This is a genomic window from Affinundibacterium macrobrachii (assembly GCF_014652415.1).
GTDB lineage: Bacteria > Pseudomonadota > Gammaproteobacteria > Burkholderiales > Burkholderiaceae_D > Undibacterium > Undibacterium macrobrachii.
Window position 1 is genome coordinate 379,887 of record NZ_BMYT01000001.1, and the last position, 26,434, is coordinate 406,320.

The window sequence follows — 26,434 nt, forward strand, 5'->3', positions numbered from 1 at the left end:
AAAAAGGCTTTGCGGAGCAAAGCCTTTTGATGGATCTAACTAGCAAAAATTCACGAAAACTCAAGCCTGTGGTCGCATGCCTTGAATCAATTTTTTCACGCGGCTGGCATCTGCAAGTCGAGAATATTTACCTTTAGAATCCAAAAAGACCATCACCACGGCACGGCCTTCAATAATTGCCTGCATCACTAAGCATCGTCCTGCTTCTGCGATATAGCCGGTTTTTTGTAAGCCAATATTCCAGTCAGATTTTTCTACTAAATGATTCGTCGTACCGTATTCAAGTAAGCGTTTTCCTTTTGGATTTACCACATACTTTGTATCGGTTGAATACTCACGAATGATTGGGTATTGATAAGCGGCATTAATTAGTTTCACTAGATCACGCGCGCTCGCCACATTCTTACTTGATAATCCACTAGAGTCGACATAATGCGTGTCGTGCATACCTAACTGTTTTGCTTTCGCATTCATCGCTGCCACAAATGCTGGTAGCCCACCTGGATAACTACGACCCAACGCAGACGCCGCGCGATTTTCAGAACTCATTAAGGCGATATGCAACAAATCTGCGCGAGACAACTTAGCACCAATTGCCAAACGTGAGCCTGTTCCTTTTTCTCTATCAAGGTCGTCCGTCGTGATCTCAATTACTTCATCAAGATCTTGCTTTGCTTCCACCACGATCAAACTCGTCATGAGCTTGGTAATCGATGCGATCGGTAAAGAAACTTCCGCATTTTTCTCGAACAAAACAGCAGAACTATCTTGATCTACAACGAATGCCGCATTTGAAGCCAGAGATAAAGCATCTTTCGACTGCTTTAGACCGACAGCGTCACCAGTGCTAGGACCATCATTGACGATCGCAGCAGTGCGAACTACTTTCTTTGATTTGATTGTTTTTTTAGATTTGCTAGCAAGCGCGACCTGCTTATTACGCTTTACATTTTTTTTGACTTTTGACGAACTTACTTGCGTCACACTCGACTTTTTTACGCTGCTTTTCTTTGCGCGTACCTGTGTATCTGCTGCAGCACTTACCTGTGAAACTGAAAATACTGAGGCGAGTAAAATCGTTGATAAAACAGATTTGTTTACCGAAAAACCAAACATTGATTTCACCATGGACTTCAAACGTAGTGCAACCATGTATTACTCCTTGAGGCGAAAAATTTCCTAACGGAACGAAGTGTAGCAAATTCTTGATAATTCGCAAGAGAATTAAAGACTTAGCGACACATCCTCAATAGAAATCTTCAGTTTTGAATCAAAAATAAGGAAATAGTATAAATTTTATATATCACCTTAAGAATCTACTCAGCAATTACGTCCACAAATAAATAAAAACGCTTAACAGTCGTTTCAACAATTTAACGATTCAACAAATCATTACTAGAAATCGACATTAGTCAAAAAAATGAACGAACTCATCGACATGCGCACGCTCTGTTTGCAATGTGTTCTCTACTTTACTCATATCTGCAAAGCCTAGAGACATTCCACATACCACCATTTCATCCGCAGACAACTCTAGTTCCGCTTGAATAAGCTTATGGTATTGAGTAAACGCTGCTTGCGGACAAGTATCGAGACCCCGTGCCTTTGCTGCCAACATCACATTTTGTAGAAACATTCCGTAATCCAACCATGAGCCCTGCTCCATAATGCGATCAATGGTAAAAATGAATCCAACTGGTGCATCGAAAAATTGATAGTTCCTACCGTGCTGCGCATGCATCCCTGCTTTATTTTCGCGACCAAGCCCGAGCAAGGCATATAAATCCCATCCAACTTTACGTCGACGATCAATATAAGGACTGCGCCATTCGACCGGGTAATACTTATACTCTTCCGTATGTTGCTTGGCGACTTCTGGATCGTTATGTGCGGACAAAATCTTTGCAGACAATTGTTTCAATCGATGACCTGTTAACACATACACTTTCCAAGGTTGCGTATTGGTTCCAGACGGCGCGCGTGCAGCCACCTCAAGTATGGCTAGAATATCTTCTTTCGCAATAGGCGTATCTAAAAATGCTCTAAGCGAGCGACGTGATCGAATGACTTGATCAACTGTTTCTTGAACAACATTTGAAATCATATTTATTCACTCCAAAAATTTCGGCCTAGATACATTGAATAGTAAACGATCACGTTACTTCAGATTATTCTGATGCACTTGATCTTGTCTGCGCCAAGTTAGCGAAAAACTTCAACACCACGGCTAACTCACGGGTGCGCGCAAACGCAGGAAGGCTCTGCCAAATACGCTTGCCATAAGGTTTAGAAATCAATCTAGGATCACATATCATGAGTACCCCACGATCTGTTTCATCTCGGATCAAGCGGCCTGCACCTTGCTTCAGATTAATGATGGCTTCTGGAAGTTGATGATGCACGAAACCATTTAAACCCTTCTTTTCCATCGCTTCAATACGCGCTGCCAATACCGGATCGTCTGGTGGCGCAAAAGGAAGTTTATCAATCACAACTAAAGATAAAGCCTCACCACGAACATCCACACCTTCCCAGAAACTCTGTGAACCAATGAGCACACCATTGCCAGCTGCGCGAAATCGATCTAACAATTCAGTACGGCCTGCGTCACCTTGTACAAACAAAGGAAAATCTAAGCCACGTTGCGTGAACTCATCTTTCAATCTTTCTGCACAATGTTTAACCGCTTTGTTTGTGGTACAGAGCAAAAATGTTCGACCGCCGGCGGCTTCAATTACAGGCAGAGCCGCATCAACAACCGCGTCTGTGTACTCTCTTGAGTTTGGTTGCGGCATTCCTTCAGGCACGTATAAAACGCCCTGCTCTTGGTAATTAAACGGACTAGGCCAAGTTCGTGCAGGTTCGTCCCACAATCCCATTTGTGAGACGTAATGACTAAAGTCATTCTTCACCGCCATAGTAGCAGAAGCGAAAATCCAAGTGCGCGGAACACCTTCTCTTTGCTTGTTAAAAATCGGAGCAATCGATAATGGCGTGCGATGTAATTGTAAGGAAACCGAATATGCTTCTACCCAAAGTACGCACTCTGGTTTGCCTTTCGCCTCCTTAGAATCAGGTGCAAGTTCTTTCCAATTATCTAATTGATCTTGCAAATCAATCGCCCGAACTCGACACTGCTCTATGGTTTCTGCTCGCTCGGCTTGCTTCTCTAAAACTTGAATCAAATCACCCAAACTATCTTTAAGCGTTTCTAAATTGGGGAAAAACTCGCTCGATGGCGCAATTTGTTGCAACGATAGTCGAATCGAATCTTGTGGAAACGATAAACGCAAATCGCGTGCAGCTCGCTCTACAGGGGCGACAATTTTTGCCCATTCCGCACCATCGCGTGCATGCGACAGACCTTCCGCCAACGCATCACGACAAAGTTCCAAAATCTGCGAAGTTGAAATAGTGTCGCCAAAAAACAAAGTCGCGGTCTCGGGTAGTTGATGTGCCTCATCAAAAATTACGGTATTTGCCGATGGCAATAACTCGGCTATCCCAGTATCTTTCAAAGCTAAATCTGCAAAAAACAGATGATGATTGACGACTACCACATCGGCTTGCTGCGCTTCTTTTCGCGCCTTCATCACAAAACAGTCTTGATAATACTGGCACTCCGAGCCCATACAATTATCTTTTGTCGATGTCACCAAACTCCAGACGGATGCGGATTCAGGCACGCGTGCTAACTCTGCCTTATCGCCACTACTGGTTGTTTTAATGAATCGTGAAATATCACGCAGATAGCCAACATCTTCTCTCGTGGTTAATCTCCCATTTTGCAATGTCCGTTCCAAATGGAAATGACACAGATAATTTGCACGCCCCTTCAATAAGGCGACAGAGACTGGCGCCTTTAAAACTTTTTTGATGGTTGGAATATCACGCAGATACAACTGATCTTGTAGATTTTTCGTGCCTGTTGAGACGATCACTTTCCCGCCCCATAGCAAAGCTGGAATCAGATAAGCGAAAGTTTTGCCGGTGCCAGTGCCAGCCTCGGCCAATAGCGTTTTTTGACCAGCGATGGCTTGTGCGATTGCTTGCGCCATTTCGATTTGCGCCTGACGAGAACGGTATCCTTGAATCGATGCGCTTAATAATCCACTATCGCCAAAAATTCGCTCTACTTCAGAATCATGAATGCCAGAATCATTCAATGTTAAGTTATGTTCAGTCAAAATTCAGTACATTCAAATACAACACGGTGCATGCTCAGAGGACAATAAAGTTATTCTTGTTTTGCGATCTGGCATGCCAATTAAGATCCATTAGGCTGGAATATCGGGCGACAATTGCATCTTCAGTAGCGCAATATAGTCTTTTAATTGTAGCTTCCTTTTTTTCAAGCGGCGCAATTGTAACTCATCGTGATTTGGGTCTTTCACAATTGCCTCAATCACCGAATCAAGATCTCGATGTTCAACTTCTAATTCACAAATACGCATGCGAATTTGATTTGTATGGTCCATAAGCTTTAAGAACGAGTAAAATACAGCAAGTTTAATTAAAAAAATCCAGAATTTCCGACTAGTGTAATCTACCACGACGTATGAGCCAATATAAGATCGAAGCAGGCACCGCTCAACATATCGGTGATCGTAAAGAACAACAAGACCGCGTCGCACTTTTTGCTGCACCACATGCCCCTGGACACATGATGGCCGTCGTTGCTGACGGTATGGGTGGAAAAAGTGGCGGCGCCATCGCAGCAGAACAAGTTATACGCTCAGCAAAAATGCTGTTCGATGAATTTTTTCCAGGTAATGACATCCGTAAGATGCTAGAGGCGATCGTTCACGAAGCACATACAGTTATTAAGTTATCGGCTGTATCTTCAGAAAAAGAGCCACATAGTACATTTGTTGCCGTTGTCATCTCCCCTCAAAAGGCAGTATGGGCACATGTAGGCGACTCCAGAATGTATCGTTTCGATGGTCCTAATTTTGCAGAAAGAACACGAGATCACTCGTACGTAGAGCGTTTAGTTGATGAGGGTTCGATCACGGAAGAGGAAGCAAAAACGCACAAGATGTCAAACGTACTGGTGAATGTTCTCGGCTCAAAAAATGCAATACCTTACGTTACTTTTGGTGAAAAAGACAACTTAACAGCGGGTGATTCATTCTTATTATGTTCAGATGGACTATGGCATTACTTTGCCGACATCGAACTATCTGTCGCGGTTGGCGCAAGCACACCTCGCCAAGCCTCTGAGCTACTGATTAAGAAAGCCCGTGATCGTGCGAACTCTCAAGGAGATAACGTCTCATTCGCAATCGTCAAACTAGTCCCGCCGCCAGTGGAACAAAAAACGTATGTCGCTGAGAAAATGACTAGAGCGATTTAAGATAAAAAAGCCTCGCAAATATGATTTGACGAGGCTTTTTTCAAGGTTTGACAAGACTTCTTAGCAATGACGATCTGACAGCAGCAAGCATCAAAAGACAAATGCAACTTCAAGTCTTGGTTTCAAATACGATCAGTTTAGATAGTTAAATAGGGATAGAGACGAAGTCTTGATAAATGATTGCTGCGCCGCTTGCAAAACAACTTGATTCTGATTTAACTCAGTAATCGCTTTCGCATAATCAAGATCTTGGAGTGCTGACAACTCCTGCTTGTAGATCACGCCCATGCTATCACCTGCTTCATTCAAGTTCTGAAGCTCTTTCAACGAAGTTCCCAAGTTGGTACGTGCCAACAAAACATTGGACAAAGATTTGTCAATATTTAAATTTGCTTGACTCAAATTGGCGGTCAACTCCAATTTCTGAGGCACTGTTCCAGCAGGTGCACGCAAGGTATTGATCAAGTCTGTGATTGTTTCAAACACGTTTTGATTACCCGGTTGAATTGAAAACTTATCATTCGGACCAGGTGCCCCCGGCGTGTTTGTCAAGGTAATGTCCATACCATCGACAGTGACTGTTTGCGGGCTTGTATAAGGCGTAGCCGGCACCACTACCACGCCAGTCGTCTTATTTGTAATCGTAAAGTTAGCTGCTGCACCATCAAATTCAACCTCATAGTTATTACCGGTGAGATTGGCTGTGGTTGGAACATTAATCGCCGCTGTCGCAACTACCTGCCCAACATTCGACGGATTTGGGCGTACATTAAACTGCCCGTTGGAAGTTCGAATATTCCCAAATACCGCTGACCCAACTTCACTAATCGGGATTTGTCGGGATGTATCGACCTGCAAAAGGCGCGGTCCTTGATCACCATTGTATTGAGCGCCACCTTGCGTCTTGGTATATGGAGCGATAGTGGAAGAGTAACCCGAAAAAAGATAGCCATCTGTACCGTCAGTAGCATTTGCAAAACCAAACAACTGATCTAGACTGCCCTGCAATTCGTTTGCAATATACCCCCGCTCTTGATCCGTCAAAGTGCCATTGCCAGCACTGACGATCAAAGTTTTAACATTATGCAAAACGGTAGTCACATTGCTTAAGGTATCTTCCGCAATGCTTAACGTATTGGTCGCATTTTTCCGATTCACTGCATACTGATCATTCACCGCATCAGTTTGCGTAATCACCAAGGCACGAGCCGAACCAATTGGATCATCGGAAGGATTCAAAATGCGCCGACCTGCGGCAATTTGCTGCTGCGTTTTATTCAAGCTAACTTGCAAATCACTTATGCGCGCTCCGCCTGATTCATAAATTGTATTCGTACTGATACGCATAACGATCCCTTTTACCTTCCTAAAGCCAACAATGCGTCAAATAATTGACTTGCGATTTGCATTAATTTCCCCGCTGCTTGATAAGCCTGCTGATAACGCAAAAGATTTGCCGCTTCTTCATCCAAATTGACGCCAGACTCAGATTGTTGCGCTTTCAAGGCTTGCGCTAATAAATTGGTCTCCGCTTTGGTCGTAACAATCATCTCGCTCGCTTTATTACCAACATTGCTGACAAACTGCCCATACGCACCTTGGAAGCTTGTTGTTCCAGATGCCATGGTATTTTTTGTTTGAAGCCCTGCCAATAAACCTGCATTACGGTTATCACCCGAACCCGAAGGGTTCCCTGTAATTTTAACTACATCACCATTTGCATACGCACCAGAGACATTAAAACTCAAGCCATTAAAACTAATTGTTGAACCTTCAATGTAGGGAATCGGAGAGCCTGCCACATACGAAGTCGTTGTATTACCATTTTTGACGGTAACGTTGGCATTGGCTGGAAATCCAGTGAAATTATTGCCCGCTGAGTTGTAAGTTAAAGTCGTCGGCGTTATCGGCAAAGAACTGGCAAGCGTAAAGGTGTCGCCTGCGCTTGGCGCCGCTGGATTATCTTTAATCACAAAGCTGACTCCGCCATAGGTCACGGTCGCACCACTTGTGTATGGTACGTTCACAACCTGAGGCGGGGTTGCTGCGGGCGCTGCTACCGCTGCGACTTGATAGTTAGAAGTCACACCGCCATTTGTAACAGAAACCAATGCACCAATCGGAAAGCCTGCAAGGCTATTGGGCGCAGTGGCAAACGTCAAATTTAAAGGCGAAGCTAAAGTTGAACTTTTATATGAATCACCGACAGTTACGGAGCCAATCGCCGCAGTGGCGGAATTACTCGTCGTAGCAACCGCAGACGTCACGACACCAGTACTGAATTTACCACTACCCAAATTAGTACTCGGCAAACTTGTCGTTACTGGAGTAGCTGCCGCAATCTTTGAGATATCAGTGATCGCCAAACTAATGGACGAAGCCGCTAAAGCGGTTGGCCTAACCATGAATTCATCGTTTACGGTTGGTGTAACAACCGCAGGGGGAGATCCCACAGCAGCAAGATTGAAACTCAATCCATCGACCACTGCAGGCAACGTTTCCGAAGTCTGTACACTACCATCGGAAACACGCGTAATTTTGTAATAATTTGGTGCAGGACCAACACCAGCCAAGTATTGCACACGATAATCGCTCGTGGTCAACGCACCAACGTCAGAATAAGTAACGGCCATATTAGCCGTACTCAGATTAAGTCCGCTGGGGGTCGACGATGGGCCTGAAATTGAGAAAAAATCATTACCCACTTGACCATTTAAATCTTGACCGAGCTTATGTTGATCATTAAATTCCGTCGCAATCGAAACAGCAACCCGCCCAAGAGAATTACGCGCGGTGTCCAGAGTATTTGAGCGGAACGCAAACAAACCACCCAACTCGCCACCTGTGATATTTTTCTCATTGAGTTGAATTAAAGCGCCATTGCTCTCATACGAAACTTGGAGTCGACTTGGATCAGTCAGTGAGTTTGTAGGTTGAAGCACGTTCACCGTAGCACCAAGCACTAACGGCTGCCCTGTTCCCATAAAAATATTATATTTTCCACCTTGATTTACAACGGAGACACTCACCAACTTACTTAATTCGGTAACAGCATTGTCACGCATGTCCAGCAAATCATTAGGTGCAGCACCACCTGAGACTGATTGTGCAGTCTCAATGGAGTCATTTAAATCGGCAATTTGCTGCGCATAACCATTAATGCCCGTTACTGTTTGGCCAATTCGATTACTTACATCGTCAGAAATTTGATCAAGTCGAGCCCCCATCCCCTTGATTCTAGATGCAAGCGATGCGCCATTAGATAGCACCGCTTGACGTGCCGCCGCACCAGCGGTACCGTTTGGGCTCGCCGCCAAATTTTGGATAGCACTAAAAAATTCTTGCATGGCTGGTGAAATACCCGCAGCCGGATCAGCAACCAAGTTATTAATTTGCTGCACCTGATTTAAATAGGCTGCAGCATAATTTTGAGATGACTGCGTCGCATTAACCTGTTGGCCAATGAATTCATTATAAATACGTCTTACCTCTCCGATAACTGTACCTTGACCGATGAAACTACCACCGACGTTTTGTGCCGCAGCTGCGCTCTGCAGCATAATTTGACGACTATAGCCAGGAGTATTGACGTTGGCGATATTATGTCCAGCCGTAGCGATGCCCATCTGTGCAGCCGCCAATGCGCTTTGCCCAATTCCCAGAATATTGGTACCCATAATTCAACCTATTCACTCAAATGTAATTTAACGCGTTGGCGAAGAAAATCTTTTCCCCGCTTCCGACTCTTGTGGTAACGGGTCATAACAGGAAAACTTTAATATGTGAATAATTTAACCACGCCAAATCATCCAGAAAACGATTGTTGTATCACTTTCGTTAATTTTTGAGCATATTGAGGGTCTGTTGCATAGCCAGCCTTTTGTAAAGCATGTGCAAATTGCGAAGCATCTCCGCCATTTTGAATTACCGATTGATAACGTGGATTATCGCGAATCAGTTTCGCATAATCTTTAAATGCATCACTATAATTATCATAAGCACGGAATTTCTCGACCTTTTGATAAGCAACGCCATTGATGTATTCCGTGGTCATTGCATCCACAGTTCTGCCCTTCCAGTTGCCTGTCGCCTTTATTCCAAACACATTATGACTTGTAGAGCCGTCCAATGCTTTTATTTCGTGCTTACCCCAACCGGATTCCAAAGCCGCTTGACCCAACATGAATTTCGCAGGAATTCCAGTTCCTTGGCTAGCCAACTCGGCATGCGCGCCTAGTTTTCGCGTGAATTCCTGCACGTGACGAGCATTCGAATTCGATTCAATGCCTGTGGTTGACTGCATGATCTGTTCAGATCTTGTAGCGAAATTTTGCTGCTGGATGTATTGATTTACCCCACCCAAGCCACCTAAGGCCAACGGTGGCGAGGCCGGGCTATCGGCTTGTAAGGCTTGCGTCATTGCGTTATTTGATAATTGACGAACCATCGCGTCGGCAAGCCCAATGCCACGACTTGCCATTTTCTGAGATAACTGTTGGTCAAGCATGGAAGTGTACATACGACTTTGTTCATTATCGAACATACCGTCTTGGCTTCCCGCTTCACGCATAGACTTGAGCATCATGCTAACAAATAAGGCTTCAAATTGTGTGGCAGCTGCTTTCAATCCCTCAGGCGAATTATCCTTAGACGCATGTCGCAATGCATCTAGCCCCTTGCTATCAAAAGCAAGCTTTTCAGATAAATCGGCACGACCAATCATTACTTCACCTTTTCTGCACTTCGGGTTCTGTAGTTAATGCTACGAACTAAACTCAGCTCTGTCTTAAATAATTTCCAACTCAGCACGCAAAGCGCCTGAGGATTTCATCGCCTGCAAAATAGCCAAAAGATCTTGTGGCGTTGCGCCGATTGAGTTCAAGGCCTTCACGACATCAGCCAATGATGCACCAGCATTCAACATCAATAATTTTCCACCCTCTTTGGTAATAGAAATATTCGAGTTCGCTGTTGCTGCTGTCTGCCCGTTACTGAGCGAATTTGGTTGACTCACCGCATTGTCAGTATTAATCACGACACTCAAATTACCGTGAGCGACTGCACAGGTTTCCAAGCTAACAGATTGATTCATCACGATAGAACCAGTACGTGCATTCAAAATCACCTTTGCTGCAGTCTGCGCAGGCGTAACTTCGATACTCTCCAAAGCGCCTAAGAAAGCGACGCGTTGATCATTCACCATCGGCGCCTTCACTTGTATCACACGACCATCCACTGCTGCGGCAGTTTCAGCACCAAACTTGTTATTGATTGCTTCCACCACGCGACTAGCGGTGGAGAAGTCTGCCGTGTTGAGTTCTAACTGGATTGTGTTTCCATGTCCGATCGGTGATGGCACCGCACGCTCTACCGTCGCACCGCCTGAAATTTTGCCAACACTTAAATGATTCACCTGCGTTTGACTACCGTTGGCAGAAGCACCAACACCACCGACCAAAATATTACCTTGCGCCATGGCATAAATTTGATTATCCGCACCTTTTAACGGCGTCATTAAAAGAGTCCCGCCTTTTAAACTTTTCGCATTGCCCATCGACGAAACGGTGATATCTAGAGTTTGCCCAGGGCGAGCGAATGGTGGCAAAGAGGTAGTGACCATTACAGCGGCGACATTTTTTAATTGCAGACTGGTGCCAACCGGAATTGTCACGCCCATCTGCTGCATCATGCTAATAATGCTCTGCACAGTAAAAGGAGTTTGCGTGGTTTGATCACCACTCCCATCCAAACCAACGACCAAACCATAACCCATCAATTGATTCTGACGAACACCTTGGATGCCGGCCAAATCTTTCAAACGTTCGGCTTTAGCTGGGAAATTCGACATCAATCCAAACATCAAAACTAGCATAGTGCAAACCATCAAGCTACGTTGAAGTTTGTGCAAATCTAACTTTTTAAACCTGTTCATAAGTGACTCTCAGATTAAAACGGCAAGACACTGAGGAAGAATCTAGTTAACAATGAATTGACCTCGGCCAAATCGACGCGTGAAGTTGATCTATATTCAAAGCGCGCATCAGCAACTTGTGTCGACGAAACTTGATTTGCCGCGGTAATCGTTTGTGGATTCACCACGCCAGAAAAACGCACAAACTCCGCGCCCTTATTAAAAGCGATTTGTTTTTCGCCACTGACTAACAAATTACCATTCGGCAGAACTTCGATCACCGTAGCAGCGATCGTTCCAGTGAATGAATTGCTCGCAGTCTCCGCCCCTTTTTCATCAAACTTAGTCGAAGCACTAGTTGAAATTGAGGCTTTCGCAGTCGTCGTGGCTGGAATGCCAAGAATCGTCGGCGCTGCGAATGCCGCGCTACCAGATTTACTGCCAGAAGCACCCGCTGCTTTGGTCGCCGAGGTATTTTCGCTAATGGCAATCGTCAACACGTCTCCAACCATACGTGCTTTCACGTCTTCAAATAGAGGTCTATAGCTAGCCGCTTGAAAAATCGCACCATTTGCTTCTCTTTGGTTTTTTGCGCTCTGCGAATGCACCACACCTGATTGATGCACGATAGCAGGAGGCGTTGTGCTGCACCCATAGATAGTTGACAGCAAAATTATCAGAGAAGACAGTTTCAGGGTTTTCATTTTGTACTTTCTTACTACACCATCAATCTAAATTCGTTGATCCAATCGAAAACGAATAGAAAGAAAAATTGGTTCAAGTCGCGATCACAATTGAGACAATCTCTGTAACATCTGATCAGAGGTAGTGATTGCCTTACTATTGATTTCGTACGCTCTTTGCGTCTGAATCATACTCACCAATTCTTCGGCAACATTCACATTCGACGTTTCAATAAAGGATTGCACCAATAATCCAGCACCATTAGTGCCTGGAGCATTGGTTCCAGGATTGCCTGATGCTGCGGTTTCCACATAAAGATTTTCACCCAAACTCATTAATCCAGCCGGGTTGATAAAAGTTGCCAACTGTATTGATCCAACTTGTACTGGTGCGGTAGAGCCGGGCTGAGTCACTGATACCGTTCCATCACGCCCGACTGTGATCGATTGTGCATTTGCTGGGATCGTAATTGCGGGTTGAATAACAAATCCGCTAGAGGTCACCATTTGCCCTTGATTATCGACTTGAAATGAACCGTCACGCGTATAACCGGTAGTACCATCAGGCATCAAGACTTGAAAAAAGCCTTGTCCATTAATCGCCAAGTCTTTGCTGTTTCCCGTTTGTTGCAAATTACCTTGGGTAAAAATTCTTTCTGTAGCGACCGGCCGAACACCTACCCCCAATTGCAAACCCGAAGGCAATTGCGTTTGTTGCGAACTCTGCGCTCCAGGTTGACGGATTGTTTGATACAAGAGATCTTCAAATACCGCGCGTGAACGCTTAAACCCAGTGGTGCTCACGTTCGCTAAGTTATTCGTTATCACATCCATCTGAGTCTGTTGTGCATCCAGACCAGTTTTTGCAATCCACAATGAGCGTATCATTTGATTCTCCAGTTCATTTTCAATCTAATTGCCTTTACTTACACTTACACCGATTTCGCTCGTACAAAATTGCATGAAACCAGAATCACCAAGCATGCTTCATTGTGCAGCATTTAATCTCAACTCAAAGCGAGGATCTGACTGGCTTTTGTGGCGTTACTCTCCGCATTCGTCAACAATTTCATCTGCATTTCAAATTGACGCGCGAGATTAATCATCGTCACCATCGATTCAACCACATTGACATTGCTGCCCTCTAACATCCCGCCAGCAACAGCAACATTCGCATCGGCCACCGGTGGCACTCCATCTTTTGTTTTAAATAGACCATCAGCGTCACGTACTAAATTCGCCTCTGGCGGATTTACCAATTTCAGTCGACCAATTACTTGCACAGCGTTTGGCTTAGTCCCCATAGGAACACTAGAAACCGTACCATCTTTTGCTATCGCAATCGTTACCTCTGGTGGAATCGTGATCGGTCCCGCATCACCCATCACAATGAGTCCATTATGGGTTTGCAAAACTCCGTTTTCACTGATTTTCAAACTACCATGACGCGTCATCTTTTCGGTACCATCTTCTGCCTGCACCGCTAGCCATCCCTTACCTTGAATGGCAACATCTAAATCGCGTCCGGTATTTTGCAAACTACCACTGGAAAAATCAGTACCAACGGTTGCATCAACAACAAACGCGCGCGTTGGCAAACCCTCACTAATCACAGGTACAGATCGAAAAGAATCAATTTGCGCTCGAAAACCTGTGGTCGTTGCGTTGGCCAGATTGTGCGATGTCGTCGCTTGCTGTTCGAGGATATGTTTCGCTCCTGTCATAGCGGTATAAATTAGTCGATCCATCGCAGTTCTCCAGCCCCATTCAAAGCATCAATTCAAAGCACTAAAAATCAAAAACCATTAACGTAAATTCACCAAGGTCTGCAAAACCTGATCCTGCGTTTTAATCGTCTGCGCATTTGCTTGGTAGACGCGCTGTGCAGTAATCATGTTCACCAACTCACCAGTTAAATCAGTGTTTGAATCTTCTGTTGCATTTGAAGTCAACACACCCATACTGCCTGTGCCTGGTGGCCCAACTAGGGCTGCACCTGATGTGGCAGTTTCTGTCCATTGGTTATCACCTAAGGATTGCAAACCATTTGCGTTAGTAAAGTTTGCCAGTGATACCTGTCCTAGAACAGCGGTTTTGCCGTTGGTATAGCTACCGACGATGGTGCCATCTTTTGCAGTATTAAATTTAGAAAGTTTTCCTGACGTATAGCCATCTTGTTTAATGGAGTTGACACTGAAAGCCGCACCAAATTGTGTAGTCCCAGTGAAATCAAACAATACAGTCGGCGTTGAAATTGGTGTTACAGCACCAGTGCCTACTGGAATAGCAATTGCGATCGCATTAGGATCTGTAGCAGGGACTGCTAGCACCGATGTCGCAACTGTTAACTTACCCATATTATCAAATCCAATTTTGCCAATTGGCACTTGCGTCGCTGGCGCAGCAGGAGCTGCTGGAACACGAACACCATCTACGGCTGCGTAAACATCCCACTCAGAAGTGGCTGGTGCAGTCAACGGCGCGGTAGCTGGATCTCGACGAACGAAAAAAGTCTGCAGCACATGTGAGTTACCTAGGCTGTCAAATACAGCAACAGAGGTAGCATTGTTGTAAGACAGTGGGTCAGTCAATGAAAATGCAATCGGTGTAATCACTGGTGGAGTGGCAACTGGCAACTGCGTCCCCGGTACTAATGCACGAGAGTCAAGATTCAACAGCGCTTTAACACTATCAGTTTCTTTTGGCGCGATATCCCTAGTATTAATATTCAAAGGAACTGCAGCACCTGTAGATAAAACACCATTTGAATCCGCCGCGTATCCGGTTAATTGTGCACCTTGTCCGTTCACGATGTAACCATCTTTATCAAGTGAGAATTGACCATTACGGCTGTAAGTAATCGCTCCATTTGTCGACATACGAAAAAAGCCTGCCCCATTAATCGCGATATCCAAGGGATTATTGGTTGATGTGATATTTCCTTGAGTGAACAACTGCGCTACTGTTTGAACCTTCACACCAATCCCAGCGCCACCACCACTAGCACCGCTAAGCGAGTTTGCAAACACATCGGCAAACTGTGCCTGAGCCATTTTAAAGCCAACCGTATTTGCATTAGAAATATTATTTCCGATGACATCGAGCGACTTAGATGCGGCATTTAATCCACTTAAACCTTGTTGAAAACTCATGACACTTCTCCTCTACTTTGGAAAGAAAGTTCAGACAATGGAATCCATCACCTAAAACCACCCAAACAAAAAATTCCCGCATTAATTGATTGCACTAGCACTAAATACCGAATACGGCGATAACCTAAAAAGATACATTCACAGAAAATAAATTCGCTGCTTAGAAAATCTGGCGAACTTCAGACATTGCTACTTCACCAGTATTCAAAATACTTAACATCGTTCCCTGCGTACCAAACGAGACACTGGAAACCAAACCGAAACTCAAGGGCGCCACATCCAACTTTTTCTCGCCAGAATTGGCAGTCACCTCAAAACTATAATTTCCATTTGCCGCAACCGTTCCAGCTTCGTTCTTACCATCCCAACTAACCGAATTAAAACCACTCGTCATGTTGGTGAAATCGAGAGTTTTTACTAAAGCGCCGCCCTGATCTCGAATCTTGACTTGAATCTTGTCAGCGTTCTGAGGCAAATCAAAACCCAACACAGATTTCCCATCTTTCAATTCCACATTGTTACCTGGCACCACCACACCGTGACCAATCATGGACGCTGCTTGTAAGTTCTGGCTACTTCTAAAATTGCCACTCATCGCCGTCATGGTTTCATTCAACTTATCAATTCCAGTGACAGTCGAGAGTTGTGCCAATTGGCTAGTAATTTGCGCGTTATCCAAGGGGTTCAGCGGATCTTGATTTTTCATCTGTGTTACAAGCAAAGTCATAAACTTATCTTGCGCTTCCTGCGTCGCACTTTTGGTAGCTCGCGCCCCGTTCATTGTCGTTAATAAAGCAGGATCAACAGCCTGCGTTTGTGTATTAATCGTACTCATTTCCCTAACCTCTCTACGCGCTTTGCGTTATTGGCCGATGCTCAAAGTCTTCAATAACATCGACTTGGCTGCATTCATGGTTTCAACATTCGTTTGGTAAGAACGTGAGGCGGAAATCATATTGACCATTTCTTCAACGACGTTCACATTGGGCATTGCTACATATCCCTTTGCGTCCGCTAATGGATGCTTCGGGTCATACATCATTTTGGGGGGATTGGGATCTTCCACCACCTGCGTCACTTTTACCGCGGTTGCTGCAGCGTTCGATGTTGGAATCGCGCTAAATACAACTTGCTTGGCCTTATAAGCCTGTCCATTTGAGCTGGTCACACTGTCCGCGTTCGCGAGATTGCTCGAGACCACATTCAATCGCTGTGCTTGCGCACTCATTGCCGAACCAGATACATCAAAAATTTTAAATAGAGACATAATATTTATCCTTGTATCGCCGACAAGAGCCCCTTGATTTGCATATTAATCATGGTGAGACTCGCTTCATAACGAAGCGCATTTTCTGTAAATGCATTTCGTTCGACATCCATATCAACCGTATTTCCGTCCACATTGCCTTGAACTTCAGGGCGAAACGCTGGCGGCAATCCTGCAACCGTACCAGCACGACTCATGTGCGCTTCAACTGTTTTACTCAAATCACTGGCATTATTTGTTTTTAACAAAGCAGCATTCATCGCAGCACCAAAATCCACATCACGCGCTTTATAATTTGGCGTATCTGCATTCGCGATATTGGATGCCAACAATTGCTGACGTTGGCCTCGCACGGATAACGCTAGCTGATGAAAGCGCATGTAATCGTCTAGCTTGTTCATAAATACTCCAGATTTAGATAACAACCGTGCCTGTTGATGCCATTTTATTTATGCCATTAAAACGCGTGACGGTTTTGCTTAATGTGCATATTAGTTGGAATAAATATGTTTTGATCTGGCGATAAAACCCCAAAAAACCCACCTATTCTTCCAATCGAGTTCTTGCCATCGTCCTACAATGCTTAGGAAACAAATTCACTTTTGATGCAAACAAAGTAATGAAGAGGAAATACCGATGCGCCGTTGTCACCAATTACTTCGTTTAAGAAATCACATTGCGCTGATATTTGGACTATTTATTTCAGCTAGTTCAATCGCGCAATCGATTGATACAAATTTTCAGTCGAACGCAATTTCCAAAGAAGTTGAGAGTTTCTTAAGATCACAAACGAATCAACTTCCTGCGGATACAGAAATCACCGTAAAGCCGATTGACGCCCGCCTAAAATTACAAAATTGTGAAGAACTCAAAGCTTTTCTTCCGTCGGGCACAAAGGCATGGGGAAAAATCACCGTTGGCGTTCGATGTGCTTCGCCGAAATCTTGGACTGTTTATGTTGCAGCACAAGTTCGCGTTTTCGGTGACTACTATGTGACAAAGAATCCAGTAAGCGCAGGCCAGAAGATCAATGAACAAGATATCATCACCATGCGCGGTGAAGTCAGCAGCTTAGCCCCTGGCACGGCTTTAACAATTGATAAGGTAATCGGAAAAACCATGCAATCTGCTTATCCCGCGGGGACAAGCTTTAGAAACGACATGTTTAAATCGATACCGGTTATCCAACAGGGACAAAGCATCAAAATAATTAGTGAAGGACCTGGCTTTCGTGTATCAAACGACGCTGTCGCCATTAATAATGCAAACGAAGGGCAAGTAACGCGGGCAAAAACTGCTTCCGGTGTGATTGTGAGTGGAGTCGCCCGCGCAGGTGGCTTTATTGAAATTCAATAAAGACAAAAATAGGAAACAACGCAAGCAAATTCATAATTACTGAAATAAGATTAAAGTTTAAAATAAGCGAGCCGTTATACAGAGTGTAGATGTATGTCAATCCAACCTCAAAGGTAACATCGTGAAAATTAATGATTCGCTAAATGCAACCCAAGGACTACCAAGTAGTCCACCAGCGCCACGCGCGGACAAAGCTGGCGATAATGCAAAGGTCGCAACAACACCTTCCATTAGCGTACAGATTTCTCCAATGTCTGTTCAATTGCAAACGATGCAACGCACGCAAGCAAGTGGAGCAGTATTTGAAGCTAAGAAAGTAGAAGAAATTAAATTAGCTATCGCTGAAGGCCGTTTCCAAGTTGATGCGGAAAAGGTCGCTGACGGACTACTTGAAACTGTCAAAGATTTACTTAACGCCAGAAGACAACCAACATGAATCAAACATTGAACAATACCGCCCAAATACAGCAAATCATCAACAATGAAATTGATGTAATGCAGTCCTTGGTGCAACTTCTAGAAGAAGAGCAGCAGGTATTGATCAATAATGAATCTGAAAAATTAGAAACTATTACACCGAATAAGAATCAACTATTGAGTAAAGTAGTTGAACTCGAGAAAAGTCGTGGGCAAGCAATGCAACAGCTAGGACTTAGCAACGATGCTGATGGCATGCGTCAATTGTTTGCCGCTAATTCGAGCAATGTAGAATTGACCAATGCGTGGCAATCATTGCTATCACTATCAGGCACTGCGCAAGAGCAAAACAAAAATAACGGATTATTAATTAATCGCCAGCTTAGCAAAAATCAAGCTGCGTTAAACATACTTCAAAGCGGTAGCGCCCATCAGGCTGGCTCCATGTATGGAGCCGATGGTCAATCGAAGATCAAATCAAATACTGGTCGCGGCATCGTCGCAGGCTAATCAAACTACGCCTCTCAGTGTAGAGGCTACAAATTTTCGGCGCACCAAAATTCAATTTTAAATACCTGAGCATCTAAGTCGCTTACCTGAACGACTTGCGTGTTCCTTGATGATGTAAGCGCTTAAAACTCGAAGTGAAATGCGACCGATTAACGCTGAACTTGTGTTACAGGAATATCGACAGGCGTCTCTGGTAACACCGCTAAAATCGTAATTGCCACTCGCCTATTTCGAGCTCTACCTTCTGCAGTCTCATTCGATCCAACTGGAAATTTAGGTCCCTGACCAACAGCGGTAATACGATTTTCGTCTACGCCGTTTTCCATAAACAATCGAGCAACTGTGCTTGCTCGCATTGCAGATAACTCCCAGTTCGATGGAAAAGTGGAATTTCTAATCGGTAAGTTATCGGTAAATCCTTCTACTTGAATTGAGTGGCTGTCTAATTTGAGTACTTCTGCGATCGCCTTTAGTGCCTCTAAAGAGTCAGTATTTAACTTCGCTTCGCCTTGTGCAAACAACAAACTCGCGTTAATTTCAATCGAAACACCACGACTTGTCTGCGTTACTCGAACTTTACCCTCGCGCACCAATGGCTCCAACACACCCATAATGTCACGAGCGACTTGGGTCATTTTTTCGCGCTCTTTTTTTAAAGGTTCCGCATTTCGTGGACGGATTAAAGGCAAGGTATCGATAACAGCTGTTTGATGTTTTTTCAGGTCGGGAATTTCACCCGCGGCAATCACCACATTAGAACCAAAAGCGCCGGTCAATGAACTAGACAAAACCCGATACTTGCCTTCATTCAAAGAAGATATCGCATACATCACAACAAAGAACGCAAAAAGCAAAGTCATAAAGTCAGCATAAGAAACTAACCATCGATCATGGTTATCTGCTTCTTCCTGATACTTTTTACGTGCCATCTTGTCTATTTCTCGTTTGAGTTACCGCGTTCTTTAGATCACTTTAGACTTGTGATTAGACAAACGCTCTTCCACAATTCTTGGGCTATCACCTTGAGCAATGCTATAAAAAATATCCGCCAGCATTTCTCTTCTAACCACTTCTTTACCAACAATTTCCTTAAGCTTGTTTGCAATCGGGAGGAAAAATAAGTTAGCTAAACCGACGCCGTAAATCGTTGCGACAAATGCGACCGCGATCCCACTCCCAAGCTTACTTGGGTCGGTTAAATTTTCCATCACATGAATCAAACCAAGCACAGCACCGAGAATACCAATTGTTGGCGCATAACCACCCGCGGCGTCCCAAATCTTGATAGCTTGGCGTTGCTCCATTTCATAAAAAGAAATATCGACATCTAAGACATCTTTGATTCGTTCAGGATCGATTCCATCGACAACTAGTTTCAAACCCTTCTCGATAAATGGATCTTTAACAGAATCGATATACCGCTCCAAACTCAGGAATCCCTCACGTCTTGCAACGACACTCCAGACCAAGGCGTCTTGGACGTTTTTCCGACTTTTATCTTCAGGCAGCAAAACTATCCACTTCAATAGTTTGATGCCGCGAATAAAAGTGGACATGCGACTTTGTAGCAAAACCGCACCGATGGTACTAACCACGACAATCACAAACGCGGCTGGTTGAACCAATGAAGACAGTTGACCACCTTCCAGCAACTGCCCAGAGAGGATGCCCGTAACAACAAGAATAATACCAATTAAGCTAGCCCGGTCCACGCCCGCTCCCTTAATGATGCACGAAGCCGGCCAACTGCCTGGCTGTGTAATTGTGAAACGCGAGATTCAGAAACTCCCATCACCGCGCCGATCTCTTTCAAATTTAATTCTTGCTCGTAATACAGACCCATTAATAGCTTTTCGCGCTCTGGCAAGCTATTGATCGCATACACCACCGCATCACGAAAATCGCCGTGCAATAGATCTTGTAGCGGATCTCCTTGACGGTCATCATTGCAAAAATGATCAAGGAAATGTTCTTTGGTATCTGCATCATGAAAATCTTCATAATACAAAAGTTGATGCCCACCACTTTCGCCAAGCAACTCCTGGTAATCAACCAACGTCAACTTAAGATGTTTCGCAATTTCCGTTTCCATCGGAGGACGACCGAGTTTTTGCTGCAACTCGTTCATGGCATTTTCTATCTTGCGCATGTTTTGTCGAACACCACGCGGCAGCCAATCACTACTACGCAATTCATCTAACATGGCACCACGAATTCTTTGAATCGCGTAAGTTTCAAATTGCGCGCCATGATTATCTTCATAGCGATTTACGGCATCAAGCAAGCCTATCATGCCAGCCTGCACCAAATCATCGACTTCAACACTTGGAGGCAATCTGGCTTTTAACTGATAAGCCAATCGCTTCACCAACGGCGCATGCTCGGTGAGGATTGAATTCTTATCTGATTTACCACTTGCTGTGTACATAAATTAACTAATATTCTAATGGGATGCCCAGTTGTGACATTGCATCAAATCGAAAACCTTGACTCGCCGTTGAAACCAACTTTTCTGCCATACGTACAAATGCATTTGCCGCTTTCGACAATGGGAACGCATCAATGACTGCACGCCCTAATTCTGTCGCCCGCACCAAATGAATATCTGCTGGTACATGTCCTACAAAGTTTAATTCCACAGCCAAATAACGTCTAGCAGTCATTGAAAGATTTGAGAAAACCTTCTGTGCTTGTTCGATATCAACACCTGAGACAACCACACCATAAGTGCGACGACCAAAACGATTATTTAAGCGCTTAATCAAGGCATAAGCATTTGTGATCGCTTTGGGATCTGCGGAAACTTGAATAATCAATTCGCTATCTTCAAACGAAGACAACAGAAAGGTGTCATCCGCATTCAGTTCACAATCGACCACGACCAAATCTGAACGACTGGCAGCTAGATCAAATACCTTAGACAATTCTCGATATCCCGACTTCGGCAAGCCCAAAGAGCTTGGCAGCGCATGTGCTACTTTGGTAATCGACAAGCCTGGTGAGACCTCTTTAATAACGGCATCCATTGTACGCTGTTGTCGAGCGACCTCCAACAATGTCTGGTCAGATTTTAAGTTCAACCAGCTACTAAGACTCGAATTCGTCAGTTTCGCGTCCACCATCAACGTATTTTTACCCCTGCTTGCCAAAGTCGCCGACAAATTAATCAACATGCCGTTTCTCTCAGAATCTGGTAAAGCTGAAAGAAATGTTAACACCCGAAGCTTGGGTATCTCCAGCATGCGGCGTAAGCCTTCTGCTTGATCAAAGTTAAGCAAAATGCGCCTCCGATTTTCTCATGGTTGCGGAAGAATTCGAAGCCGCCATGCTGGTCATCAACAATGGTAATTCATCATTTTGAAATTGATAGGCTGATGTCTCGCGTTTTAGCTTGAATGCACGATCCACCAAATACTCCTTGTTAGCGATATGCAAATCCTCTGGCACACGTTGACCACTCGCTACATAGTACAAGTTGAGTTTTTGTCGAAGAGCGATATCCAAGGCACCGCCTATTGTTGCAGCCTCATCCAACTTGGTTAAGATGCATCCAGACAAGCCCTCGCCTCGATATGCTCGCACCACTTCAGTTAAAGTTTCGCCAGTCGAGGTTGCATTTAAACACAAGAGACGTTTTACATTCGCACCAGAACCAGACAGCATCGCTACTTGTTGCGTTACCATTTTGTCGCGCTGACTAACGCCGACTGTATCAATCAAAACCGTATGTTTGTTTTTTAATTCCGCCAGTGCGATTTTCAGATCAGCCTCATCCTTCACAGAGTGAACCATGACGCCAAGAATCTTGCCATAAATTCGAAGTTGCTCGTAGCCGCCAATACGATATCCATCGGTCGTAATCAATGCCAGTTTCGATGGGCCATGCCGCATCACGCAACGCGCAGCAAGTTTGGCGGTAGTCGTGGTTTTGCCAACTCCAGTTGGACCAACCAAAGCATAAACGCCACCCTGCTCTAGAATTTCATTTTCATTACTGATGGTCGACAAGTTTTTCACCATGATCGACTTCACCCAATCCAATCCTGCTTGTGCATTTCCGCAGTCAGGCATTTTTTCTATGATTTGGCGGGATAAACTAGCGCTCAAGCCAGTTGCCAACATTTCACGCAAAACGTCGGATTTATACGGTGTCTTTTGCTGCGTATTCAGCCAAGACATTTCAGATATCTTGCCCTCTAACATATCGCGCATGGAACGAATTTCGCTCATCATCATGGCAACTTCCGCTTGGCTTGGCGTTGCCGCAGCCTCGTCCTTCGCTGATTGAAATAAGGGGGGATTTGCATGATTGACACCAATATTCTCCGCGGATTTCGGATTTGGATTAAATTGCATACGTGTTGTCGGCTTTTGTAATGTTTCCGCTTCACTAGCCAAGCCCGTGAGTGCTTGATCATTCATCGCCAGAATTTCAACCTGACCATCTACATTACGATTCGACAAAATCACCGCGTCCTCGCCCAACATGGCGCGAACTTTGCGCAATGCCTCTCTTGAACTTGGTGCTATAAATTTCTTGACGTTCATAATTGTCCTCCTACCTGACTGGTCACTCTAATTGTCTTTGTTTCTGGAAGTTCTGCATGTGAAAGCACTTTTACTTGTGGCAAGGTGCGTCTCAAGAATCGGGCTAACAATGCCCGCAATGGAGCTGGAACTAACAATACTGGGGTAAATCCTAATTGCTGCTGATGTTGTGCCGCGGCTTCAGTCTGCATCGCCAAGGTATCTGCCAAACCTGGCTCTAAACTCGCACCATCAGTGCCATGGCCTTGTAGCGTTTGCATTAATAGTCGTTCCAGACGATTATCCAAAGTCATGACTGCCAACTCATTTCCAGTTGGGAAAATCTGCTGAACAATTGCACGTCCCAAGACTACCCGTACTTGCGCAGTAAGCTCATTCACATCTTGTGTATGGTTACCATATTCGCTCAAGGTCTCAACAATTGAGCGCATGTCACGAATATGCACGCCTTCAATTAACAAGTTTTGCAAAACTTTTTGAATCACAGAGAGAGGCAATAAACGTGGAGTTAAATCCTCAATCATCTTAGGTGATTCTTTCGCCAAGTGATCAAGCAATTGCTGAACTTCATGACGTCCCAAGAGTTCTGCAGCGTTGGAAGTAATCAGATGATTTAAATGGGTCGCGATTACCGTACCAGCATCGACAACGGTGTAGCCCATTGCTTGTGCCTGTTCGCGCATCGACGCGTCAATCCAAACCGCCGGCAATCCAAAAGCAGGATCTGTCGTAGGAACACCGGGCAAGGTGCCAGAGACCATTCCTGGATCAATTGCCAAGTACTGTCCCATATTCGCATCGCCAGTTCCAATTTCGACACCTTTTAAGGCAATGCGATATGAACTAGGTTTGAGCTCCAAGTTGTCTCGAATGTGAACTGGAGGAGATAAGAATCCAATATCTTGTGCAAATTTCTTGCGGATACCTTTAATTCTTCGCAATAATTCACCACCCTGATTTTTATCCACCAAGGGAATCAAGCGATAGCCCACTTCCAGACCTAAAGTGTCAACTGGCAAAATATCTTGCCAAGTAGCCTCTTCCATTTCTGGTGTCGCTTGTACGGGGGCAGGCTGATCAAGCACAGGGGCAGCTTCTGCACGTTTTTTCAATAAGTAACCAGCACCCGCCAAGCTGCCAGCCAGCAAAATAAACGCAACATGTGGCATGCCAGGAATAATCCCCATGCCGCCAATGATCCCCGCTGTGATGTACATTACTTCTGGCTTGGAGAACAATTGATTAATGAATTGATTGCCAATATCCTGCTCACTAGCCACGCGTGACACCACAATACCCGCCGCAGTCGAGATAATGAGTGAAGGAATTTGTGCGACCAAGCCATCACCAATCGCCAATAATGCATAGACCTTAGAAGCTTCAGAAAAACTCAGATCGTGCTGAACCATACCGACAATCAATCCACCGACTAAGTTAATAATCGTGACTAAAATACCGGCAACAGCATCACCCTTCACGTACTTACTTGCACCGTCCATCGCGCCATAAAATTCCGCTTCTTGCGCGACCTCGGTACGACGACGACGTGCTTCATCTTCTGCAATTAAACCAGCGTTCAAGTCGGCATCAATCGCCATTTGCTTACCTGGCATCGCATCCAGTGCAAAACGTGCGCCGACTTCAGCAATACGACCAGCACCTTTGGTAACTACTGAGAAATTAATGATCGTGAGAATAATGAAAACAACGATACCGACTGCGTAGTTACCACCAATCAAAAAGTGTCCAAACGCTTCAATCACTTTACCTGCAGCGTCAGGGCCGTTATGCCCTTCCGTCAATACGACCCGTGTCGATGCCACATTGAGCGATAAGCGCAACATCGTGCTTACCAACAAGACCGTTGGAAACACCATAAAATCCAGTGGCTTGACGGTATATAAGCTGGTTAACAAAATGATGATTGCTAACGCAATATTGAAACTAAAGAAGATATCTAAAGCAAAAGCTGGCAACGGCAAAATCATCATCGCTAACATCATGACGATTAATATCGGTCCCGCTAACGCTCTGGAACCCGCCCCGCTCATCCACGCTGGTAACTTTAAGGAATTCATACGACTACTCCACCTTCATTTGACAAGGGATCTAAGCCTGTCGGTACTTGAATATTTTTGGGCTCAACTGGAGGAATGCCACCCGACTTACGATAGCTTCGTAATTGGAAGACATAAGCCAAAATCTCTGCCACAGCGGCATACAAAGATTCAGGAATTTCATCGCCAAGCTCTGTGTGTTTGTAAAGTGCACGTGCTAGTGGTGGCGCCTCTAAAATAGGAACGTTGTTTTCTTTCGCTAATTCACGAATTTTGGCAGCGAGTACATCCGCACCTTTAGCGATCACGCGTGGCGCGCCATTGCTACCATCGGCGTATTTCAAGGCAACAGAGAAGTGCGTCGGGTTAGTCACCACAACGTCGGCCGTTGGAATTTCCGCCATCATTCTTCTACGTGCCATTTCTCGTTGTTGTTGACGAATCTTCGCCTTAATCTGCGGATTACCATTTGCCTCTTTGGATTCTTGAATTACTTCTTGATGCGTCATCTTTAATTTTTCGGCATAAGCCCACATTTGATATGGCGCATCAATCACGGCAATCAACACTAAGCCGCCCACAATCGCCAAAAAACATACTCCGAGCATGCGTCCAAGATGTGCACTAGCTTCATCCAAAGGTTCGTTAATCAAACCAAAAATGGCATCCTTTTGTTGAGCAACGACGAGCCAAGCAATCGCGCCAACCAAGATCGTTTTCAATATCGCTTTCACCAGTTCCACTGCCGATCTAGACGACACCAAATTACCCATTCCTGCAATCGGATTTAAGCGCGAAAATTTAGGCTCTAAGGATTTAAAACTAAACAGCCATCCGCCGATTAACAATGGAGATCCAACTGCCGCGAGAAGTAACAAGCCAACAATCGGGAGAAATGCCAACATCACATCTACAACCGAATCAATAATCTGCATGGTCAGAAAATTGGCATCAAATGCGGCACTACGTTCGAAGGAAAGGCCGCGCGAAAAATTTTTTGCTAAATTATGAAATAGCGTTTCGCCATAAAAGTACAAGCCACCACCCGCCGCCAGCAAAACTGTACAAGTAGAAAGCTCTCTCGAACGGGGAACATCGCCCTCCTCACGCGCCTTTTCAAGTCGCTGGGGCGAGGCCGGTTCGGTTCGTTCTAATCCGCTATCTTCTGCCATGTTTT

Annotated in this window: 26 protein-coding genes; 4 read left to right on the plus strand and 22 right to left on the minus strand. The window is 44.8% G+C overall.

All coding sequences use genetic code 11. The features are described from left to right. Positions 1 to 60 precede the first annotated feature (60 nt). The 4 genes from pbpG to IE103_RS01725 form a co-directional block, all read right to left on the minus strand. The gene (pbpG, locus tag IE103_RS01710) at positions 61 to 1,152 is read right to left on the minus strand and encodes a D-alanyl-D-alanine endopeptidase (RefSeq protein ID WP_229827011.1); all 1,092 of its coding nucleotides are present in this window, start codon (positions 1,150 to 1,152) and stop codon (positions 61 to 63) included. Between the two features lie 256 nt (positions 1,153 to 1,408). Then, positions 1,409 to 2,104, minus strand: a complete 696-nt coding sequence (locus tag IE103_RS01715) for a nitroreductase (RefSeq protein ID WP_189344281.1) — start codon at positions 2,102 to 2,104, stop codon at positions 1,409 to 1,411. A 64-nt stretch (positions 2,105 to 2,168) separates the two neighbouring features. Next, positions 2,169 to 4,187 carry an ATP-dependent DNA helicase gene (locus IE103_RS01720; RefSeq protein WP_189344282.1) on the minus strand — a complete coding sequence of 673 codons (2,019 nt, stop codon included), beginning with the start codon at positions 4,185 to 4,187 and terminating at the stop codon, positions 2,169 to 2,171. 90 nt (positions 4,188 to 4,277) lie between these two features. Further along, positions 4,278 to 4,478, minus strand: coding sequence for a YdcH family protein (locus IE103_RS01725; RefSeq protein WP_186915333.1), 201 nt, complete (start codon positions 4,476 to 4,478; stop codon positions 4,278 to 4,280). 80 nt (positions 4,479 to 4,558) lie between these two features. Here IE103_RS01725 and IE103_RS01730 point away from each other — a divergent pair, with 80 nt between their 5' ends. Beyond that, a complete protein-coding gene (locus IE103_RS01730; protein WP_189344283.1) occupies positions 4,559 to 5,356 on the plus strand; it encodes a PP2C family protein-serine/threonine phosphatase in 798 nt (265 codons plus the stop codon). A gap of 132 nt (positions 5,357 to 5,488) precedes the next feature. On the opposite strand, the gene flgL is transcribed toward IE103_RS01730, so the two are convergent. From flgL to flgB, 11 genes are all read right to left on the minus strand, one after another. After that, entirely contained in the window at positions 5,489 to 6,703 is a 1,215-nt protein-coding gene (flgL, locus tag IE103_RS01735; RefSeq protein WP_189344284.1) for a flagellar hook-associated protein FlgL, read from the minus strand. 11 nt (positions 6,704 to 6,714) lie between these two features. Next, positions 6,715 to 9,033, minus strand: a complete 2,319-nt coding sequence (flgK, locus tag IE103_RS01740; RefSeq protein WP_189344285.1) for a flagellar hook-associated protein FlgK — start codon at positions 9,031 to 9,033, stop codon at positions 6,715 to 6,717. Positions 9,034 to 9,161: 128 nt separating this feature from the next. Beyond that, positions 9,162 to 10,079, minus strand: a complete 918-nt coding sequence (gene flgJ, locus IE103_RS01745) for a flagellar assembly peptidoglycan hydrolase FlgJ (RefSeq protein WP_189344286.1) — start codon at positions 10,077 to 10,079, stop codon at positions 9,162 to 9,164. Between the two features lie 63 nt (positions 10,080 to 10,142). Beyond that, positions 10,143 to 11,240, minus strand: a complete 1,098-nt coding sequence (locus tag IE103_RS01750) for a flagellar basal body P-ring protein FlgI (RefSeq protein ID WP_308426971.1) — start codon at positions 11,238 to 11,240, stop codon at positions 10,143 to 10,145. A gap of 62 nt (positions 11,241 to 11,302) precedes the next feature. After that, positions 11,303 to 11,971, minus strand: coding sequence for a flagellar basal body L-ring protein FlgH (locus IE103_RS01755; protein WP_189344287.1), 669 nt, complete (start codon positions 11,969 to 11,971; stop codon positions 11,303 to 11,305). An 84-nt stretch (positions 11,972 to 12,055) separates the two neighbouring features. Beyond that, positions 12,056 to 12,838, minus strand: coding sequence for a flagellar basal-body rod protein FlgG (flgG, locus tag IE103_RS01760; protein ID WP_189344288.1), 783 nt, complete (start codon positions 12,836 to 12,838; stop codon positions 12,056 to 12,058). Between the two features lie 119 nt (positions 12,839 to 12,957). Beyond that, positions 12,958 to 13,698, minus strand: a complete 741-nt coding sequence (gene flgF / locus IE103_RS01765) for a flagellar basal-body rod protein FlgF (protein WP_189344289.1) — start codon at positions 13,696 to 13,698, stop codon at positions 12,958 to 12,960. 57 nt (positions 13,699 to 13,755) lie between these two features. Beyond that, positions 13,756 to 15,102: a flagellar hook protein FlgE gene (flgE, locus tag IE103_RS01770; protein WP_189344290.1), complete on the minus strand. Its 1,347-nt coding sequence runs from the start codon at positions 15,100 to 15,102 to the stop codon at positions 13,756 to 13,758. Between the two features lie 160 nt (positions 15,103 to 15,262). Beyond that, positions 15,263 to 15,937: a flagellar hook assembly protein FlgD gene (locus IE103_RS01775; protein ID WP_189344291.1), complete on the minus strand. Its 675-nt coding sequence runs from the start codon at positions 15,935 to 15,937 to the stop codon at positions 15,263 to 15,265. A gap of 27 nt (positions 15,938 to 15,964) precedes the next feature. After that, positions 15,965 to 16,369 carry a flagellar basal body rod protein FlgC gene (gene flgC / locus IE103_RS01780; protein WP_189344292.1) on the minus strand — a complete coding sequence of 135 codons (405 nt, stop codon included), beginning with the start codon at positions 16,367 to 16,369 and terminating at the stop codon, positions 15,965 to 15,967. A gap of 5 nt (positions 16,370 to 16,374) precedes the next feature. Beyond that, complete coding sequence (gene flgB / locus IE103_RS01785; RefSeq protein WP_189344293.1) at positions 16,375 to 16,770, minus strand: flagellar basal body rod protein FlgB; 396 nt, start codon at positions 16,768 to 16,770, stop codon at positions 16,375 to 16,377. A gap of 235 nt (positions 16,771 to 17,005) precedes the next feature. On the opposite strand from flgB, the gene flgA reads away from it, so the two are divergent. The 3 genes from flgA to IE103_RS01800 all read left to right on the plus strand — a co-directional run bounded on the left by flgA (position 17,006) and on the right by IE103_RS01800 (position 18,652). Then, complete coding sequence (gene flgA / locus IE103_RS01790; protein ID WP_189344294.1) at positions 17,006 to 17,725, plus strand: flagellar basal body P-ring formation chaperone FlgA; 720 nt, start codon at positions 17,006 to 17,008, stop codon at positions 17,723 to 17,725. Between the two features lie 121 nt (positions 17,726 to 17,846). Beyond that, positions 17,847 to 18,161, plus strand: a complete 315-nt coding sequence (flgM, locus tag IE103_RS01795; protein WP_189344295.1) for a flagellar biosynthesis anti-sigma factor FlgM — start codon at positions 17,847 to 17,849, stop codon at positions 18,159 to 18,161. Further along, positions 18,158 to 18,652: a flagella synthesis protein FlgN gene (locus IE103_RS01800; protein ID WP_189344296.1), complete on the plus strand. Its 495-nt coding sequence runs from the start codon at positions 18,158 to 18,160 to the stop codon at positions 18,650 to 18,652. The genes flgM and IE103_RS01800 overlap by 4 nt, the downstream gene beginning before the upstream one ends. 149 nt (positions 18,653 to 18,801) lie before the next feature. Here the strand turns inward: IE103_RS01800 and motD are convergent, their stop codons facing one another. The 7 genes from motD to flhB are packed head-to-tail and all read right to left on the minus strand — an operon-like array spanning position 18,802 to position 26,429. Continuing rightward, positions 18,802 to 19,581: a flagellar motor protein MotD gene (motD, locus tag IE103_RS01805; protein WP_189344297.1), complete on the minus strand. Its 780-nt coding sequence runs from the start codon at positions 19,579 to 19,581 to the stop codon at positions 18,802 to 18,804. Positions 19,582 to 19,614: 33 nt separating this feature from the next. Next, positions 19,615 to 20,364, minus strand: a complete 750-nt coding sequence (locus IE103_RS01810) for a flagellar motor protein (RefSeq protein ID WP_189344298.1) — start codon at positions 20,362 to 20,364, stop codon at positions 19,615 to 19,617. Continuing rightward, positions 20,346 to 21,080: an RNA polymerase sigma factor FliA gene (locus tag IE103_RS01815; RefSeq protein WP_189344299.1), complete on the minus strand. Its 735-nt coding sequence runs from the start codon at positions 21,078 to 21,080 to the stop codon at positions 20,346 to 20,348. Before IE103_RS01815 ends, IE103_RS01810 begins: the two co-directional genes overlap by 19 nt. Before the next feature lie 7 nt (positions 21,081 to 21,087). Continuing rightward, complete coding sequence (locus tag IE103_RS01820) at positions 21,088 to 21,930, minus strand: MinD/ParA family ATP-binding protein (protein WP_189344300.1); 843 nt, start codon at positions 21,928 to 21,930, stop codon at positions 21,088 to 21,090. Beyond that, positions 21,923 to 23,200 (minus strand): flagellar biosynthesis protein FlhF, encoded by a 1,278-nt coding sequence (flhF, locus tag IE103_RS01825; RefSeq protein ID WP_189344301.1) that lies wholly within the window; start codon positions 23,198 to 23,200, stop codon positions 21,923 to 21,925. The genes IE103_RS01820 and flhF overlap by 8 nt, the downstream gene beginning before the upstream one ends. Continuing rightward, complete coding sequence (flhA, locus tag IE103_RS01830; protein WP_189344302.1) at positions 23,197 to 25,278, minus strand: flagellar biosynthesis protein FlhA; 2,082 nt, start codon at positions 25,276 to 25,278, stop codon at positions 23,197 to 23,199. The genes flhF and flhA overlap by 4 nt, the downstream gene beginning before the upstream one ends. Continuing rightward, positions 25,275 to 26,429 carry a flagellar biosynthesis protein FlhB gene (gene flhB / locus IE103_RS01835; protein WP_189344303.1) on the minus strand — a complete coding sequence of 385 codons (1,155 nt, stop codon included), beginning with the start codon at positions 26,427 to 26,429 and terminating at the stop codon, positions 25,275 to 25,277. The genes flhA and flhB overlap by 4 nt, the downstream gene beginning before the upstream one ends. Positions 26,430 to 26,434: the final 5 nt, after the last annotated feature.